This window comes from Shewanella sp. CG12_big_fil_rev_8_21_14_0_65_47_15, from assembly GCF_002783505.1.
Classification (GTDB): Bacteria; Pseudomonadota; Gammaproteobacteria; order Enterobacterales; family Shewanellaceae; genus Shewanella.
Genome location: NZ_PFGL01000033.1, coordinates 1 through 14232, shown reverse-complemented (window position 1 = coordinate 14232; position 14232 = coordinate 1). Strand labels below are relative to the sequence as shown.

At 45.2% G+C, this 14232-nt stretch carries 11 protein-coding genes; 8 read left to right on the top strand and 3 right to left on the bottom strand.

Features of this window, described 5'->3' with window-relative positions; all coding sequences use genetic code 11:
* The first annotated feature begins 44 nt into the window (after positions 1-44).
* Positions 45-920 carry an NAD(P)-dependent oxidoreductase gene (locus tag COW15_RS09025; RefSeq protein ID WP_293631931.1) on the top strand — a complete coding sequence of 292 codons (876 nt, stop codon included), beginning with the start codon at positions 45-47 and terminating at the stop codon, positions 918-920.
* Between the two features lie 152 nt (positions 921-1072).
* Here COW15_RS09025 and COW15_RS09020 read toward each other — a convergent pair whose 3' ends face one another.
* On the bottom strand, positions 1073-1921 hold the full coding sequence (locus tag COW15_RS09020; RefSeq protein WP_293631929.1) for a D-hexose-6-phosphate mutarotase: 849 nt from the start codon (positions 1919-1921) through the stop codon (positions 1073-1075).
* A gap of 246 nt (positions 1922-2167) precedes the next feature.
* On the opposite strand from COW15_RS09020, the gene COW15_RS09015 reads away from it, so the two are divergent.
* Positions 2168-3958, top strand: coding sequence for an acyl-CoA dehydrogenase C-terminal domain-containing protein (locus COW15_RS09015; protein WP_293631928.1), 1791 nt, complete (start codon positions 2168-2170; stop codon positions 3956-3958).
* Positions 3959-4350: 392 nt separating this feature from the next.
* A complete protein-coding gene (locus tag COW15_RS09010) occupies positions 4351-6597 on the top strand; it encodes a TonB-dependent receptor (protein ID WP_293632154.1) in 2247 nt (748 codons plus the stop codon).
* 61 nt (positions 6598-6658) lie between these two features.
* On the opposite strand, the gene asnB is transcribed toward COW15_RS09010, so the two are convergent.
* Complete coding sequence (asnB, locus tag COW15_RS09005; RefSeq protein ID WP_293631927.1) at positions 6659-8323, bottom strand: asparagine synthase B; 1665 nt, start codon at positions 8321-8323, stop codon at positions 6659-6661.
* A gap of 555 nt (positions 8324-8878) precedes the next feature.
* Positions 8879-10555, bottom strand: coding sequence for a M28 family metallopeptidase (locus tag COW15_RS09000; protein ID WP_293631926.1), 1677 nt, complete (start codon positions 10553-10555; stop codon positions 8879-8881).
* Between the two features lie 407 nt (positions 10556-10962).
* On the opposite strand from COW15_RS09000, the gene COW15_RS08995 reads away from it, so the two are divergent.
* The 5 genes from COW15_RS08995 to COW15_RS08975 are packed head-to-tail and all read left to right on the top strand — an operon-like array spanning position 10963 to position 14220.
* Positions 10963-11106 carry a hypothetical protein gene (locus COW15_RS08995; protein WP_293631925.1) on the top strand — a complete coding sequence of 48 codons (144 nt, stop codon included), beginning with the start codon at positions 10963-10965 and terminating at the stop codon, positions 11104-11106.
* 18 nt (positions 11107-11124) lie between these two features.
* Positions 11125-11262: a hypothetical protein gene (locus COW15_RS08990; protein WP_293631924.1), complete on the top strand. Its 138-nt coding sequence runs from the start codon at positions 11125-11127 to the stop codon at positions 11260-11262.
* 43 nt (positions 11263-11305) lie between these two features.
* The gene (locus tag COW15_RS08985) at positions 11306-12229 is read left to right on the top strand and encodes a hypothetical protein (protein ID WP_293631923.1); all 924 of its coding nucleotides are present in this window, start codon (positions 11306-11308) and stop codon (positions 12227-12229) included.
* A complete protein-coding gene (locus COW15_RS08980) occupies positions 12192-13340 on the top strand; it encodes a hypothetical protein (protein WP_293631922.1) in 1149 nt (382 codons plus the stop codon). The genes COW15_RS08985 and COW15_RS08980 overlap by 38 nt, the downstream gene beginning before the upstream one ends.
* Positions 13327-14220 (top strand): alpha/beta hydrolase, encoded by an 894-nt coding sequence (locus COW15_RS08975; protein ID WP_293631921.1) that lies wholly within the window; start codon positions 13327-13329, stop codon positions 14218-14220. Before COW15_RS08980 ends, COW15_RS08975 begins: the two co-directional genes overlap by 14 nt.
* The last annotated feature ends 12 nt before the right edge of the window (positions 14221-14232 follow it).

The window sequence follows — 14232 nt, the reverse complement described above, 5'->3', positions numbered from 1 at the left end:
ATTTCTAATTGATTCACCTTGTTTACCTATTTGAGGATCACTTTATGGCAAAAGTCGCATTTATTGGTTTAGGCGTAATGGGATATCCCATGGCGAGGCATTTATTGAACAAAGGCCATGAGGTCACTGTTTATAATCGCACTTTTGCCAAGGCACAAACTTGGGTCGACACCTATGGTGGTCGCTGCTGTCCAACGCCAAAGGAAGCGGCAGAGGGTCAGGATATTGTGTTTACCTGTGTGGGCAATGATAACGATCTGCGTGAAGTGGTATTAGGGGCCGATGGCGTTATTCATGGCATGGAAGAGGGCGCAGTGCTGGTTGACCATACAACGGCTTCGGCCGATGTCGCCCGTGAGCTTCATCAAGTGCTAGCAGTAAAGGGCATTGATTTCCTCGATGCGCCAGTATCTGGTGGCCAAGCGGGTGCCGAAAACGGCGTGTTGACTGTGATGGTCGGTGGCGATGAAGCGGTATTTGCCCGTGTTAAACCTGTGATTGAAGCCTTTGCCCGCTGCGCCGAGCGTTTAGGTGAAGTCGGTGCTGGCCAGTTAACTAAGATGGTGAACCAAATCTGTATCGCGGGTGTGGTGCAAGGTTTGGCGGAAGCATTACAATTTGCCCGTAAGGCCGGACTCGATGGCGAGAAAGTCATTGAAGTGATCAGTAAAGGCGCGGCGCAGAGCTGGCAAATGGAAAATCGCTATAAAACCATGTGGGGCCAGAACTATGATTTTGGTTTTGCCGTCGATTGGATGCGTAAAGATTTAGGTATTACCCTAGAAGAAGCCCGCCGTAACGGTTCACACTTGCCATTGACCGCGTTAGTCGATCAATTCTATTCAGAAGTGCAGGGCATGGGCGGTAACCGTTGGGACACGTCTAGCCTGTTAGCGCGCCTAGAAAAATCGGCGAAATAAGCTTATAAAAACTCAGGTTTCGCACTGATAAAAATGCCCAGTCCCGATTGCGTTTGCAAATAGGACTGGGCATTTTTGTTTGTATCGTTTTTTGACTAGGATTTAGAACTAGATATTAAGCTCTAGATTTTAAGAAATAGGATATTAAATCGTTAGTCTTGCCAGCGAATGTGGGTCACTAAACTGTGGGTCTCACCTGGGGCGAGCACGACTTTATCTTCTAATACATTGGCGGCTTCTAGGCAGACCATGGTCAGATAATCCTCTGGATTAAAGCGGCCAAGGCGTTGTGACTTTTCAATCCATGGATTCCATAATACCGCCGATTGGCTGTTCTCGCGGCTGACTTCAATGATCCCCTGCGGCGTGTGCAATAATTGCACAGGGCCGAGTTCGGTATAGACACGATCCGTCTCGCGATCAAACAGTACTTCATCCGTGGTTTGCGGATAAGGCCCCTCGGCAAATTCGATGTATTTAGCGCCACTAAAACCACTGGCTTTGAGTTGGTGGATATCATCAATCGGGAAATAAGTGTGTAGCGCTTGGGTAAGGGTGATGGTTTCATCGCCTAGGTTGGTATTCACTAGGCTAATGCTTAGGGTATCGCCTAGGGTGAATAACACGCTGACCTCAGTGTTATGGGGCCAATAGATTTTATCTTGTTCACTGATCTTTAAGCTAAAACGTAAATCGACTAGCTGGTTACGCATTTCTACCGATTCCAGCGCCCAAATGCGGGTGCGGGCGAAACCGTGTTGGGGGAAGTTTGCTTCACCACTCATGCCAAACCATGGCCAACATACGGGTACACCGCCACGGATCCCATTACCGGGTTGATAATCGTCTGCCGATGAAACCCACAGCAAAGGTGGTTTGCCTAGGGGTTGGAAATAGTCTATTTGCGCGCCCTGCAAAAAAATTCTTGCCTGACATAAGGCCGTGTTGACCTCGACATAATCGAGCCCGTTGGCGTGCTTTTTAGTAGTGACAGAACCCATAGTCGCAATATCCTTAACTCTGCTGCATATCAGAAAAACAGGCAGTTAGCTTACAAAGTTTTCCGCGATAACATAAGGCTTTGTTGCGATCAATTTACGGTTTTGCTGTTCGTTTGTGTAAACAAAAGTCACTGTCCTTAGGTTCTAGTGCTTCCTTTTTCAACAGATTTAGCTAAAGTGGTCAGAGCACCGAAGTGGTCAGATCACTTAGTTGAGTTGCAGTCTAACAAGAAAAGGGAAGCGATTATGCCAGTTTATCAAGCGCCGCTGCGCGACTATCAATTTATCCTCGATGAAATGTTACATATTTATCAGCAAGATGCGCTCAAGGGATTCGATGAAATCGACCCAGACCTTGTCGATGCTATTCTCCAAGGTATGGCCGACTTTAGCACTGAGGTTATGCTGCCGCTTAATAGTGTCGGCGATCTGCAGGGCTGTAAGTTGGTCGATGGCAAGGTGATTACCCCCGAAGGATTTGATAACGCCTATCGGCAGTTTGTTGATAATGGCTGGCCGACGCTGACCTGCGATCCCGAATATGGTGGCCAAGGTTTACCCGAAGTGGTGGGAATTTTTGCCACTGAGATACAAACGGCAACGAATATGGCCTTTGCTATGTATCCGGGGTTGACCCATGGCGCCTATGCCGCTATTCATGCCCACGGCAGTGATGCACTCAAGCAAAAATATTTAGGCAAATTGGTTAGCGGTGAATGGACTGGGACCATGAACTTAACCGAATCCCACGCCGGTACTGACTTAGCCTTATTGCGCACCAAAGCCGTGCCGGTCTCTGAAGGCGTTTTTGCTATTACCGGCGAGAAGATTTTTATCTCCTCAGGCGATCATCAACTTACCGACAATATAGTGCACCTCGTATTAGCCCGTTTACCGGATGCGCCTGAAGGCGTGAAGGGTATATCCCTGTTCGCCGTGCCTAAAGTATTAGTGAATAACGATGGTAGCCTAGGCGCACCGAACACTTTATATGCCAGCGGCCTTGAGCATAAGATGGGTATTCACGGTAACTCAACCTGTGTGATGGTGTTTGAAGGCGCACTGGGCGAGCTTGTCGGCGAGCCACACCAAGGACTGCGCGCTATGTTTACTATGATGAACCAAGCGCGTTTAGGGGTTGGCGTGCAAGGGCTGGGTGTCTCTGAGATTGCCTATCAAAATGCGCTGGCCTATGCCAAAGACAGATTACAAAGCCGTGCCTTAAGCGGTGCCAAAGCCCCCGAAAAAGCCGCCGATCCGATTTTGGTTCACGGCGATGTGCGTCGCATGTTGCTGTCGCAAAAAGCCTTTAATGAAGGCGCAAGAGCCTTAGTTGGACAACAAGCTTTATGGCTCGATGAAGCCGAGCGTCATACCGATCCTGCCAAGGCCAAAGCTGCATCTCAGTTAGCGGCCCTGTTTACGCCCGTGGTGAAAGGTTTTATCACTAATCGCGGCTTTAATGCCTGTGTCGATGCGCAGCAAGTCTTTGGTGGACATGGTTATATCCATGAGTGGGGCATGGAGCAATTTGTACGTGATAGCCGTATTGCGCTGATTTATGAAGGCACTAACGGCATTCAGGCATTGGATTTAGTGGGGCGTAAGTTACTTAGCGACCGCGGCGCGGCGATGCAGCAATGGTCGGCGTTAGTGACTGAGTTTATTAAGTCACATAGCACCAATGCGGCGATGCAACCCTATGTGAGTGGCTTAATGGATTGTGCGGGTGATTTGCAAAAGGCCAGTGGCTATTTAGCGACCCATGCTGCGACCAATCCTGACATTATCGGCGCAGCCTCTATGGCATATCTGGAGTTGTTTGGGGTGACGGCACTGGCGTGGATGTGGGCCAGAAGTGCCGCGGTGGCATTAGCGGCGCTGGAGCAGGGCACTGAAGAAACTGCATTTTATCAGGCCAAATTGAAAACGGCCGATTTCTACATGGCTTACTGGGCGGTACAAGGTCGCAGTCTGCGTAAGCAAATCGAGCAGGCGAGTGAAATGCTAACGCAATTAGATGAAGCTATCTTTTAAGCATTCACCTTATAGGCTGAGTTAAATCAGCTTAAGAACAGTTCGAGAACAACCTAAAATCAGCGCACTGCGCTGGTTTTTATTTTTATCCTCTCTAAATCTTTAGTTGTTGTCATGCCTCTATTCCACGCTAAGGTTCAGTTCGATAGAGTGAGTCTCTTTCTGATTCTGCATTAAAACTTCCATCGAAGGTCCGTGCTACTGACGCTCTTTTCGTTTTAGTCATAACCAAACATAACAAGGATTATGCGAGCTAACGCTAAGGATTTATCTAACGCATTTCACAATTAGGTAAATTCAAATGATAATCGTTGTCATTCGTAAATCATTCTTTATAATGACGGCCAATTCGTTTGAATACATTTGTAAACCCTTTGGTTTATGCCATTTTTATGCGCTCGCGCTGGGGACATACTGTGAAGACTCGTTTCGCCTACTCATTAATTGCACTTGCACTCGCTCAACATCAGTCGGCACTGGCCGCTGAAACCGTACTCGATAAAGAGGCTCCACCGCAGAGCTTGTCGACGAGCTCACCCGTTGCAAGTCCTGCATCGACTCAAGCCACGACCGATGAGGAGGTAAAACTCACAGCACCTGAGCGAATTGCCGTGCATGGCCGCGCGATGCAAATGTACGTCGATAAAGAAACGACGGTTGGCACTAAGACGGCCATTAATGTGATGGAATTGCCGCAGTCGGTGCAAGTGCTGACCGAGCAGTTAATCGTTGACCAAGCGGCGCGCAATATTACCGATTTATACCGTTCTATCGCGGGCGTGAGTGAGTTCAGTTATTCGGGCGTGACCTTTCGCGGTTTCCGCGACGATGCCAACGTTTTTTATGATGGGGTAAGGGGCGATCCCTATTCGGGATTTTCTGTGCCACAACTCTTTAATGTGCAGCGGGTTGAAGTGTTAAAAGGCCCTGCATCGGCACTCTATGGCGGCGGTGAACCCGGCGGCATGATCAACTATGTCACTAAAAAACCGACCTTTGTCGAGAGCAAGGAGCTGACATTAAGCACGGGCAGCGAGGATATGATGGGTGGCTCGCTGGATTTAACTGGTGGCCTAACTCAAAATCTCGCCTATCGCTTTGGCGCCTACTATCAGCAGGAAGATAGCTTTCGCAATAATGCCGATAGCCAAAATGCCGAAGTGGCGGGTGGATTACTCTACGAAATCAGTGATGATACTAAGCTCACCACCACCTTCGATATTATTAAGCAGGATTTAGGTGGCAATCGACTGCGCGGAGTGCCTGTCGATAATGACGGTAATTTCCTCGTTGCGCCATCCTATAATGCCAATGAGAAGAGTGACTTCCAAAAGATGGATGCGCTGGTGCTGCAATCGATTCTCGATCATCAATTTAGCGATAATTTCTCGGTCAAGACGCAGATCCGTTATCTGAATAATGATTCCACGCAGCAATATCATGAATCGAGAGGTTGGGTCGATGTAAATGGTGATGGTGAAGCCAATAGTGCAGATGGCACCATTAAGCGAGAATACCGAGTGCAAGCCCGTGCTAATGATGAAATCAGTTTAACTAATGATTTTGTCTACGCTTTCGATGCCTTAGGTTTTGAACATGAGTTCCTGTTCGGTGGCGATTACCACTATGTTGAAACCGAATACAGCTACAAGCTGGCGACGGATAAAACGGGCGTCGGCAACCTGAATATTTTTGACCTTAATTATGGTGAAACTGACCCTAATACTTACACGCTGCAAGATAAGGATACCGATGGCACTCGCGCTAACCGTTATGGCGTGTATGTGCAGGAACATCTGCACTTTAATGAACAGTGGTCATTGATTGCGGGTCTGCGTTTCAGCCAGTTTGATGACTATGATAAAAAGACCGGTTTCTCCTTCAGCGATAACGCGATAACGCCAAGGGCTGGGCTGAATTATCGCCCAATCGATTCAATGTCCTTTTATTTGAATTACTCTGAGAGCTTTAATCCAGCATCTTTAACCGATCAAGCACAAGATATTACTGACGGTTTCCTCGATCCAGAAACGGGCAATCAAATTGAACTTGGGATGAAAAATGAGTGGCTTGATGGTCAGTTTATGACCACGCTCGCGGTATATCGCATTGAAAAACAAAATGTCGCTCAAGCTAACCCTTTAAATACTGGCGATGACGATGGCATTCCCGCTTTACTTAATTTGGGTGAAGTACACAGTCAAGGCCTTGAATGGACGCTGGTGGGGGATTTAACCGATAACCTGACCGTCACGGCAAACTATGCCTATAACGAGACCGAAGTGGTTAAAGGGGTAACGAACGACAGTTTAACCAATACTTTTGATAGTAAGCACTTTGCCAATGCTCCGCGCCATCAAGCAGGGATATGGACCCGTTACGATATCAATGCACTCGATTCGGCGATTGCCTTTGGTGTGGACTATGTGGGTGAACAGTTCAGCCTCGATGGTCAAACGGTGAAGCCCCATACGATTTTTGACATGAGCTGGACGACCCAGTGGGATCAAACTCAAGTGCGCTTAAATCTTAAAAATATCTTCGATAAGGAATATGCCGTCAGTGGCTTTAGTGAGCGTAATGGTCATTTCCCCGGTGAGCCGCGCAATATCACCCTTGAACTGAGTCATAAGTTCTAAAACAAAAAGCCATCCTAGGATGGCTTTTAAATTGTTTATTTAGTAGTAAATAAACATCTAATTAATAACTTGCGGTATGTACTGAGCGTACGGCGCGGCCCGATGGGTCGATAATGCCACGCAAGCTTTCGTCCCAAGCCAGTGCTTCTGGCGTTGAACAGGCGACGGATTTACCACCTGGAACCGTTTCTGCGGCGCCGCTCAGTGGATAATGTTCCTCAAAGAAGCAGCGATAGAAATAGGCTTCTTTGGTTTCTGGCGTGTTGTAGGGGAAACGGAATTTCGCGTTCGCCAATTGTAAATCATCCACCCGCGCCGCAGCTTGTTCTTTCAAACCGTCAATCCAAGAGTAGCCTACGCCGTCACTGAATTGCTCCTTCTGACGCCATGCCACTTCTTTTGGCAATTTGTGCTCAAAGGCTTGGCGCAGAATGTGTTTTTCGATACGGCCATCCTTAGACATTTTCGCTTCAGGGTTGATGCGCATCGCCACATCCATAAACTCTTTATCGAGGAAGGGCACGCGAGCTTCTAATCCCCAAGCGGCCATGGCTTTGTTGGCACGCAGACAATCGAACAGATGCAGTTTATCGAGTTTGCGGACTAATTCCTCGTGGAATGCCTGTGCGTTTGGCGCCTTATGGAAGTATAAATAGCCGCCAAATAGCTCGTCAGCCCCTTCACCCGATAACACCATTTTAATGCCCATGGCTTTGATTTTACGTGCCATTAAATACATAGGTGTCGCGGCACGTATAGTGGTGACATCGTAGGTTTCTAAGTGGTAGATCACTTCTTTGATCGCATCTAAGCCTTCTTGGAAGGTGAAATGGATCTCATGGTGAATGGTGCCAATCGCATCGGCGACTTTTTTGGCGGCGATTAAATCCGGCGCGCCTTTTAAGCCGACGGCAAAGGAGTGTAGCTGCGGCCACCAAGCGCCTGTTTCACCGTCATCTTCGATGCGGCGCTTGGCAAAGGTTTGAGTAATAGCTGAGATAACCGATGAATCCAAGCCACCCGACAGCAACACACCATAGGGCACGTCAGACATTAATTGGCGTTTAACCGCCGCTTCTAACGCGTCACGTAATTCTTCCTGGCTGGCTGGGTTATCTTTAACCGCATCATAGCTTTGCCAATCACGAGTGTAGTATTTAACGGCTTCACCATCTTTTGAATAGAGATACTGGCCAGGTTGGAATTCTTCTACGGTTTTACATACTGGCATCAGGGCTTTCATTTCCGAGGCAACATAGAAGTTGCCCGCAGCGTCACGGCCCGTGTATAGCGGGATGATACCCATGTGATCGCGACCGATTAGGTAGCTGTCTTGGGCTTTGTCATATAACACAAAGGCGAAGATACCGTTTAATTTATCAAGAAATTCAGTGCCGTATTCTTGATACAGCGCCAAGATTACTTCGCAGTCAGAGTTGGTTTGATAGCTGTACTTATCGCCTAGCTGGGCTTTCAATTCTTTGTGGTTATAGATTTCGCCGTTGACCGCAAGGATCAAACTGCCATCTTCGGTCAGCAGTGGCTGAGCACCGTGTTCAATGTCAACAATGGCTAAACGTTCGTGGGCAAGAATTGCCTTATCACTGGCATAAATACCTGACCAGTCAGGGCCACGGTGGCGCATGAGCTTAGACATTTCTAGCGCGACTTGGCGCAGTGCTTTGGCATCGGATTGGATATCTAAAATCGAAAAGATTGAACACATAGTACAACTCCCACACTGTCTGTCATTTGAGGATGTCTCAATTGAGGTTTAATGTGCCAGTAATTTAGGTATTTGCCAAACACTATTTTTGATGTTTTATCTGTTTATTGGTGTTTTTGTTGATTTAGATGTTTATGTTTAATGCTTTTATTTGAGAATAATTTAATAAATTTTAGTTATTTTTGAATATTTGTTTTTATTGCTTGATTTGGCGCGAAGGGTTTTGGGGAATTCACAATGTGTTTTAAAAAAGTGTCGATGACAGAAAAAGGCTAAAAAAGACCATAAATAATGAGTTGGCTCATTTAAGTGTTTTATTTTTAATCAATTAGTCTACAGAGCTTATTATCAAAATACGGCATAGTCCTGCGCTAACGATATTGGTGCATGGATATTTGGTGCTAACTGCGGGTTTTATACCCTGAAAACAAAAAAGCACATGAATAGATCATATGCTTTTTAATCTTTGTTCTCGCTTTATCCTGCGTTTCAATCGGGTTCTAAGCGAGCCTTGTCTTAACAGGCGGTACTGAGTTATTTAGCCGTTTATCTCGGTTATTTAGCCGCCGTCTCTAAGGTTGTTTGGGCTGGACGCAGGCTATTAAACTCTGTGCCTTGATAGTATCCCGGCCAATCTTTACTGTTGCCTAATGTGCGCGTGACTTGGTAGTAGACTTGTAAGTCTTGCAGTGCGCCGCTCAAATCCCAGTCTTCACGGTATTCATCGCAGACATTGTGATAACAGCCTTTCATCGTGGCTTGCATCTGGGTTTTATAGGCAGCCGTGGCCTCATCAACGGGGTCGCTACCGCCGTCGGCAAATACCGCTGGCACGCCAAGTTTGGCAAAGCTGAAATGATCTGAACGAAAGAAACCACCCGAAGCGGGATTTTTCTCACCCATTGAAATACGGTTCTGTTGATTAGCCGCATCGATAAGGTAAGTTTCTAACTCGGATTTTCCTTTGCCGACGATAGTAAAGTCCTTGGTTTTGCCATAGATATTGGTGCTATCGAGGTTTAATACCGCCACGGTTTTATCGATAGGATAAAGTGGATTGGCGGCGTAATAGCGCGAACCGAGTAGGCCCTGTTCTTCGCCTGTGGTGGCAATAAAGGTGACCGAGCGCGCTAAACCGTGGCCCTGTTTCGCATTGTCGGCTAATTGTCTGGCGATTTCGAGGATGCCGGCAGTGCCCGAGGCATTGTCCATAGCACCGTTGTAAATCTGATCGCCTGCTTTCGTCTCGTCTTTACCTATGTGATCCCAATGGGCGGTAAAGAGGATCTGCTCCTCGGCTTGTGTGCTGCCGGGAAGTGTGGCGACTACGTTGTAGCTATTCGCGTATCCGGCTTTATTGTTAAAGGCGATACTGGCCGTTTGCTCAAGGGGGACATTGATTGGGCTGTCTGCGGCGCGCGCCATCAAGCTCGGCAGTGATAAACCCGCTTTATCAAACAGTTGGGTAGCTGCGTCCAATGTCAACCAGCCTTCGACTTGGATGCGACTATCTTGTTCGGCTTTACTCAGCACCAGATCTTGCTGTGGCCCAGTCCAGCTATTTTCTACCACAGACCAAGGATAAGAGGCGGGTTCAGTATCATGGATGATCAGTGCACCAAGGGCACCTTGACGGCTGGCCTCTTCAAACTTATAGCTCCAGCGGCCGTAATAGGTCATGGCTTTACCATTGAATTTACCCGAGTCAGGGCGGGCAAAGCCGGGATCGTTCACTAAGATCACCGCGATTTTGCCTTTCATGTCGAGATCTTGGTAATCATTCCAACCATATTCAGGTGCGTTCACCCCATAGCCAACGAAGACTAATGGCGCGTTTTCAATATTAATGCCACCGTTATCGTGACGACTGCTGAGCACCAGATCTTGACGGTATTTAAAGGCTAATCCTGCCAGCGTGACTTGCTGCGCTTCATCCGCGGTATAGCTCACCATAGGCACAGGTTGCAAAAAACTGCCTTGGTATGCGCCCTTGAGCCCCATCTCTGTAAAGGCTTTGGCCAAATAGTCCAAGGTGAGTTTTTCACCGTGAGTGGTCGGCGCACGACCTTCAAATTCATCGGATGACAGGGCTTTAATATCATTTCTAAAGCGCGCTTCATTAAACTGTACGGGTTTAAGTTCAGCCAAGTTGCTGTTGCCACCGGGCTCTGATGCATTCGGACTACAGGCACTGAGCATAGCCAGCGCACAGAGTGGATACAGACGTCGCATAGGTTAATCCTACTGTTGTTTTAATTAAGGAATTTTAGATTTCTGTTAATCAATCAGAAGCGAGGCTTATCATGAAGCAAGCCGCAGCGAGCCACAAGGCGGAGTGGCAGGTGAATATGTTACTTAATGTTGCTTTACCCTATGCAATACGCCTTTGGACTGGGCTGGGCGTATTGCATGGGTAATGTTTCCTAATTATAGGAGCGGGTTTCACCGATAATCACAAAGTCAGGGTTGATGTTGGTGGTGATGTATAACCGGCTGATGAGATTAATTCTCATTTTATCTCATAATTTAGTTTGATTTATGTAAATAATGAAACCGTTTGGTTGCAAAAAAAAACACAAAAGCAACAATGTATGGCTCGGACGATTGGTCCGGAAATCTAAATACAAGGAAGCATTAATATGAAAAATAACGAAATCTTTGAAGTTAAAGACACAGAATTGGCTTGTGAAATTATTAGCACCATGGACGTTTCAGAGCTAGAACAGCGCTATGAATACGACACTAACGTTAGCATCTGCCATTACGAGTGGCACCTTAACTAAGTAAAGGATTGCAAAGTTATGCAAGTAGAAGAAAGTACACTAACCGAAGCTGACAACCTCGAAATTATAAACACTTTATGTGGTGTTGAAGAGTTACAAGTTCGTTATGAAAACGAATCAGTAATTTGGTTCTGCCGCTACGAAGTAACGTTCTAAGAAGAGAGAAAGCAGTAATCTACGGATTGCTGCTTAGCAGAATATGATTCCAAAAACAGTAAAAATAAAAGCGTTATCTGGTTTTGCATCCTTAGGTTTGCACAAAGACAACGAACCTCGTTTGTATTCGGTAATGCGACAATGGTTAGGTTACCAGAAAACCCTGCAGGGGTGCTTACTCAATGGTCATTTAGGTACGCTGAAACACGGCACTACGCCAAACCGAGTAGAAGATCTACAAGGCCGATTTTTTATTTCTGTGCATTTTGGTCTATATCCACTGATGATTAGCTATCTTGCCACACTCAGACCTAAACAAAAGATCGTCTGCCTTGTGGGTAAACAAAAATCGCTACCACTGCTCCAACAGTTGGCGCACAACAACAATGTAGATGTCAGATTTATTGAAATAGGTGAATCTTTTATGTTCTTCCGTAAATGCCTTAATGCTGTGCGAGAAGACTGTATATTTTTATCTTTTATTGATATTCCGCTTGGAGTTTCAGAAAAGTCTGATATGAAAATTAACTTCCTCAACGGTGAGATGCGCATTCGCACGGGTTTGTTTAAACTCGCAGACAAATTGGGGCTAAAGCCACGTTTTATTATTTCTGGCTACAACCCCAAGGATAACACTGTACCTGTGAATAGCTATAGTGTCGATTCGGCAGAACAGGCTTTTTCCATCTTTGAGCGCTATATAAAAAACCAGCCGCACAACTGGGACAAAGTTATTGATTTAAAAAGGTTCTACACTGGTCATAATGATGGTCTATACATTCCTTTTATTTTGGCTGGAAACTATTTTGCACTGGATGTAAAGAGCGACAAGGTTCTGCAGATTAACTCTAGTTTGTATGAACAAATATGCAGTATCAAAAATGGTCGACTATCTGAAGAAGAAATTAAGCAAAAACGAGCGCTCATTTATGACAAAACAAGTTTGTATATTCGAAAAGCAATATAGCTCACTGGTTGATTTCATTTCAGAGGTCGATGATAGATATACAGTGCGTACTGAAGATGATCGATTTTTTAACTTCGATAAAATGTCGGTATCTCTGTTACGCGAACTTGAAACGAATGATTATCAGCAGCGGAACCCAGACTTAATAAAGCATTTCGTCGAGCAGATATTAGTTGAAAAAGGTATTTATCGCGATTCATCCAACCCACAGTTGTTCGAAAAAAAGCAACCTGCACTCAGTATTCACCAAACATTACTTACTGCATCACTAGTGAACCGTATTTGCAGAAGATTACATTGTTTTTTTCAACCTCTGCTTGCAGTTTTTTTGTTGGCAGTTGCAATAGTTGTGCACACGATCTACATAGGCCAGCACATAGGGAACTTCTCCTATACTTACATATTTACCTATAGTGCAACCGATTTACTTCTAGTGTTAGCTTTATCTCTTTTCTGTTCACTAATCCATGAGTTTGGTCATGCTTCTGCCTGCCATCATTTTGCTGGCAGAGCCGGAGAAATAGGTACAGGAATTAATATGCTGGTCCCGGTATTTTTTGCCAATGTATCCAATATTTATACATTAACCCGCAGAAAGAAGGCTATAGTCTCGATTTCAGGTTTGTACTTTCAAATGCTATTTGGCAGTGTGGTCATGGTTTTTGCTTATTGGTATGGACAGCTTGATAAATTTATTACGCTTTACTTCATGGGTTTCATCTTTTCGTTACTACCGGTTTACCGTAATGACGGTTATTGGTTTATCAATGATTTAACTAATAGGCACGATTTGCTAAGTGATTCAGTGGCTGTTATCCGCCGAAAAAAAACTGCCACTGCTCTTGATATACTTTACAGCCTGTTTTTTGTATTCTCGTCTTTGCTGGTTGCCGTGCTGGTATTGCGTTTTCTAATTTACAGCGGGCCAACTATGTTCAACGAAATACTTTCCGTATCTGAAATTGATTTTTCAATTGCACTTAAATCGACCTTACTAGTTATTCACTACATTGCTATTTTTTTCTTTTTTTATGCTTTGGCTAAAACCGCTTTAGGTTTTGTCTTTAAAACTCAAGAACCAACAGGAATTAATAAAAATGATGCAAGTTAAAACATTAAATTACATAGTGTTAGTGATGAGTTTATTATTAGCATCATGCTCAGTTGTGGTGAAAGACAGTATGGTCGTGTCGCCGTCAAAACAAATAGATGATAACAATCTGAAGCAGTTAACTGAGGTGCATGGTTACAGTCCGCAATGGCTGGTTACAGCAACAGGCAAAAAAGTTTATGCACTGAGCAGAAAAGTAGAAGGCCAAACAACAACCTTGCTGGTCTTACATGGCAATGCTTTGAATATGAGCCTGCAACCTTGGTTTGGCGTTCTAGAATCGCTTGCAGCTACGAACTTCAATATTCTGGCTATTGATTACCAGGGCTATGGTTTTAGTGATGGCGAAGCTAGCTTTTCCAATATGTTAAGTGACACACAGCTTGCCATAACCGCATTAAGCAAAAATGAAGAAATTTATGTGTACGGCCTATCACTTGGATCTGTGATGGCAACCAGTATAGCTAAAGATGATCGCGTCGCGGGTCTGATTATTGAAGGTGGAATTACCGATGTTGCTGAAATGGTGGATTTGTATCGGTCACGCAACTTGTTTGGTGGTCTGGTTAACATTGAGCTTGATAACAAACTAAAGTTTGACAATATTTCAATGATAAAAGGAATTAGTAAACCCGTACTGGTTATTCACGGTGAAAAAGACAGCAACATTCCTTTTAGTATGGGCAAAGCCCTTTATTTGGCATCTAGCAATACACTGAGTTCGTTTTATCCTGTAGCCGAAGGCGGGCATTGCGATACTTTTATTAAAGATGAAAAAAGTTATTTGCCTCGCATTAAACAATTTATTGAAAGCGTTTCCGTTGAAGAAAAATATACAAATTTCACTGAAGATCGCGATGTAAAACCCTTGCAGGAATAACAGGAATAACAG

Excerpts from the sequence above, each read along its gene's own strand:
- COW15_RS09015 (WP_293631928.1), top strand. The coding sequence starts at position 2,168 with ATGCCAGTTTATCAAGCGCCGCTGCGCGACTATCAATTTATCCTCGAT.
- COW15_RS08985 (WP_293631923.1), top strand. The coding sequence starts at position 11,306 with ATGATTCCAAAAACAGTAAAAATAAAAGCGTTATCTGGTTTTGCATCC.
- COW15_RS09020 (WP_293631929.1), bottom strand. The coding sequence starts at position 1,921 with ATGGGTTCTGTCACTACTAAAAAGCACGCCAACGGGCTCGATTATGTC.
- COW15_RS08975 (WP_293631921.1), top strand. The coding sequence starts at position 13,327 with ATGATGCAAGTTAAAACATTAAATTACATAGTGTTAGTGATGAGTTTA.
- COW15_RS09025 (WP_293631931.1), top strand. The coding sequence starts at position 45 with ATGGCAAAAGTCGCATTTATTGGTTTAGGCGTAATGGGATATCCCATG.
- COW15_RS08990 (WP_293631924.1), top strand. The coding sequence starts at position 11,125 with ATGCAAGTAGAAGAAAGTACACTAACCGAAGCTGACAACCTCGAAATT.
- asnB (WP_293631927.1), bottom strand. The coding sequence starts at position 8,323 with ATGTGTTCAATCTTTTCGATTTTAGATATCCAATCCGATGCCAAAGCA.
- COW15_RS08980 (WP_293631922.1), top strand. The coding sequence starts at position 12,192 with ATGACAAAACAAGTTTGTATATTCGAAAAGCAATATAGCTCACTGGTT.
- COW15_RS08995 (WP_293631925.1), top strand. The coding sequence starts at position 10,963 with ATGAAAAATAACGAAATCTTTGAAGTTAAAGACACAGAATTGGCTTGT.
- COW15_RS09010 (WP_293632154.1), top strand. The coding sequence starts at position 4,351 with ATGCGCTCGCGCTGGGGACATACTGTGAAGACTCGTTTCGCCTACTCA.
- COW15_RS09000 (WP_293631926.1), bottom strand. The coding sequence starts at position 10,555 with ATGCGACGTCTGTATCCACTCTGTGCGCTGGCTATGCTCAGTGCCTGT.